Here is a 4,009-nt window from a genome sequence, read left to right on the forward strand (position 1 = left end):
GAGATCACACTCTGCCGCGGCGCGTTGTGGTTCGCGACGACGACGTCGGCGGCGGCGCCGCCCAAGCTGGCGAGCGCCTCGCGCACGCGCTCGACGGGCGCCTGGACGGCGGCCATCGTGCCCGGGTCGTCCCCCGCCGCGGCGAGGATTGCGGCGGCCCGCGCCTCGCTCAGGCCGACGAGGTCGGCCCGGTCGAGCGCGCCGGCGGCGCACAGGGCGACCAGCTCGCCGTAGGAATGGCCGCCGACGTGGTCGGGACGGACGCCGAACCCGGTGAGCAGTTCGTGCATGGCGAGGCCGGCGAGGCCGAGCGTCGGCTGGGCCGCCCGCGTGTCGGTGATCGCCGCCACCTGCTCGGCCTTCTGTTCCCGGGTGAACGCGGCCGGCGGGAACATCGTGTCGGCCCACTGGGGGGCCAGGTCGAGCACGGCGCGCAGCCGGGGGAAGGCGACGAACAGGTCGGCGAGCATCCCCGGCCGCTGGCTGCCCTGGCCGGGGAACAGGAAGGCGGTCGCGCCAGGCTCGGCGTCGTCGCGGACGAACACCCCGGCGCGCGGGTCAGCCGTGAACGTCCGGGCCGCCTCGATGGCGGCGGGCAGCCCGTCGAGATCGTCGGCGACGAACGCGACCTGCACCGGGCCGCCACCGGCCGCGTAGGTGGTACGGGCCAGGTCCCGCAGGCGGAACGGCCGTCCGGCGGCGTCGTTCGTCGTGACCAGGGCGGCGAGGCGGTCCAGCGCCCGGCCGGCGGTCGCCCGGTCGGCACCGCGGACGGCGAACAGCTCCGCGGGCCAGTGGTCCAGGCCGTGGGCGGGTTCCGGCCCGCCGTCGTAGGCGGACAGCACGACGTGGAAGTTGGTGCCGCCGAAGCCGAACGCCGACAGCCCGGCGTGGCGCTGACCGGCGGGTGCCGCCCAGGGCTTGGCGGTCTCGTCGAAGTAGAACGGGCTGGTCTCGCCGTCCCAGTAGGCGTTGGGGGTGTCGATGTGCAGGGTCGGCGGGCGCACCCCGGTCTCGACCGCCTTCGCCACCTTGATCAACCCGGCCAGGCCGGCGGCGCACTTGGTGTGCCCGATCTGCGACTTCACCGAGCCGACCGCGCACTGGCCGGGAGTCGCGCCGTGGTCGGTGAACACCTCGGTGAGGGTGGCGAGCTCGGTGCGGTCGCCGACGACCGTGCCGGTGGCGTGCGCCTCCAGCAGGCCGACGTCGCTCGGTGAGATGCCGGCCCGCGCGTAGGCCCGTTCCAGGGAGAGCACCTGGCCGGCCTTGCGCGGCGCGGTCAGCCCGAGCGCGCGGCCGTCGGAGGAGCCGGCGACCGCCCGGATGACCGCGTGGATGCGGTCGCCGTCGCGTTCGGCGTCGGCGAGCCGCTTGAGCACGACGACGGCGACGCCCTCGCCCAGGCTGGTGCCGTCGGCGCCGGAGTCGAAGCTGCGGCAGCGTCCCTGCGGCGACAGCGCGTGCACCGAGGAGAACAGCAGGAAGTCGTGGGCGCCGGCGTGGGTGTCCACCCCGCCGCAGAGCACCAGGTCGGAGCTGCCGGCGAGCAGCTCCTTGCAGCCTGCGTCGAGCGCGGCCAGTGATGATGCGCAGGCCGCGTCGACGGTGAAGTTCACCCCGCCAAGGTCGAGCCGGTTGGCCACCCGCCCGGCGATGACGTTCGCCAGCATGCCGGGGAAGGAGTCCTCGTCCAGTTCGGGCAGGAACTCCTCGAGCTCGGCGGGCAACTGCCCGAGCAGGCCCGGCCACAGCGAGCGCAGCCCGTAGGCACCGGACAGGTCGGTGCCGGCCTCGGTACCGAAGACGACCGAGGCACGGGAGCGGTCGAACGGCCGGCCCTCGCCGGCCGCCTGCTGCCCCGTGTCCTTCTGCCCCGTGTCGTACCCGGCGCTGCGCAGCGCACGGGTGGCGACCTCGAGAGCGAGGAGCTGGCTGGTCTCGATGCTGCGCAGGGACCGCGGCGGGATGCCGTAGGCCAACGCGTCGAACGGGATCTGCGGCAGGAAACCGCCCCACTTCGACGGGGTGTGGCGCCCGGCGTCCTTCACCATCGCGTCGGCCCGGTAGTACACCTCGGGGTCCCAGCGGTCGGCGGGGACCTCGCGGATCGCGTCGTTGCCGGCGACGACGTTCGCCCAGAACGTGGCGAGGTCAGGCGCGTCGGGGAAGATCGCGGACATCCCGACGATCGCGACCTCGAGCGGCTGACCGGCGCGACGGGAGTCCGCCGCGGTCGCCACCGGACCCGTACCTGCACCCGCGCCGACCATGTCCGCCTCGTTCCCCTCGCCGCCCGTCGGGCGTCGCGTGCTGTCGGCCGACCCGAACGCGAGCCCCGGCCCGGCCGGTACGCCGAGTTCGGCGGCCCGGTCGGCGAGACCGGCGGTGGCCCGCGTGGTCACCTCGTCGTGCAGGGCGGCGACGCTCGTGCGGTCCGAGCGCAGGGCCGCCACCTGTCCGATCATGAACATGCCGTCCCGGGCCTGGGCCGCCGGCTCGACCCGGACGACCTCGGCGCCGTCGCGGCGCAGCCCCTTGCTGGCCACCCGCAGCCGGCCGAGGTTGAGCGCCTCCAGCTCCTCCCACATCTGCTGGCGGGGGGTGGCGGCGGCGAGCAGCTCGCGGCGACGGTCGAGGAAGGTGCGGACGTAGGCGGACTCGACGCATCGGGTGGCGTGCCCGGGGGAGGTCTCCAGCAGCACCGTGCGCTCGCAGTCGAGGGCGGCCTGCTGGAAGCCGGGCAGGATCGCACCGGAGGCGACGGCCTCGTCGGTGAACAGGTAGGCCGTGCCCATCAGCACGCCGATGCTGGCGCCCCGTTCGGCGAGCGGGGCCGCCGCGGCGGCCACCATGGCCGCCGAGCGGGCGTCATGCACCCCGCCGGCGAACAGCAGGTGCAGGCCGGCGAAGAAGTCCGGGCCGGCCTGGTCGCTCTCGCCGAACGCGAGCAGCCCCGCGATCTGCGCCTCCCACAGCGGGAAGCTCGCCCGCGGCCCGACGTGCCCGCCGCACTCCCGCCCCTCGAAGACGAACTTGCGGGCCCCGTCGGCCAGGAAGCGGTGCAGCAGGCCAGGGGACGGCACATGCAGGAACGTGTCGATCCCGGCCGCCTCCAGCGGCGCCGCCTGGGCCGGCCGGCCGCCGGCCACGATCGCGCAGGGCGGACGAACGTCGCGCACGGCGGCGAGCTGGGCGTTACGCAGGGCCGCCGGGGCGAAACCGAGTATCCCGACGCCCCACGGCGCGTCCTGGAGCAGGTCGGCGGTCTCCATCAGCAGCGCGCGGCAGTCCTCGCCGTTCATCAGTGCCAGAGCCAGGAACGGCAGGCCGCCCTCGTCGGCGATCGCACGGGCGAACGCCGCCCGGTCGCTGACCCGGGTCATCGGTCCCTGTGCAACGGGATGCCGCAGCCCGCGGGCGGCCGCGAACGGCGCGCCGACGGCCAGCGGCCGGGTGCGGGCGGCGGCGGCGATGCCGTCCCGGATACCCTCGCGTACCGCCCGCACCACGGCGGCGGCACTGCCGTGACGGTCGGCGAGCGCGGCGGCGAAGGCGCCGTCCTGGCCAATCGGGAGGAACTGTTCGACCAGGTCGCGGGCGCCGAGCCGAGCCGCTACTGCGGCGGCCTCGACGGCGGCGGCCCCGTCCACCGCGACGTCGTCTCCGCTGTGCTCGCCGGACCCGTTGTGCTCGCCGGACCCGCCGTGCTCGCCGCCCGCGGGGGCGGTGACCGCGCCGTCCGAGGCGAGTTCGCCGCCGGTGTCGCGCAGGTCGACCGCGGGCCGCTCGACCCGCCCGGCGAGAGCGGCGATGGGCAGATCGGGCCGGATGTAGAGCCGGTGGCCGGCGTGCAGGATGGTCTCGCTGCCGTCCATGGCCCGCACCGCGGCGGCCACCTGCTCGGGCAGCTCCACCTCCCGGACCAGGGCGAGCTGGGAGTCGAGCACGACCCCCGCCCCGCCGCCGGCCACCGCCCCCGCTGCCGTCGCGGGGCCGATCCCCCCGG

At 75.8% G+C, this 4,009-nt stretch carries 1 protein-coding gene; it reads right to left on the reverse strand.

The window, feature by feature from the left end:
• Positions 1-4,009: type I polyketide synthase (locus ND748_RS27095; protein ID WP_251749041.1), on the reverse strand; the 4,009-nt coding region annotated here is incomplete at both ends.

It is taken from the genome of Frankia sp. AiPs1, assembly GCF_023716945.1.
GTDB lineage: Bacteria > Actinomycetota > Actinomycetes > Frankiales > Frankiaceae > Frankia.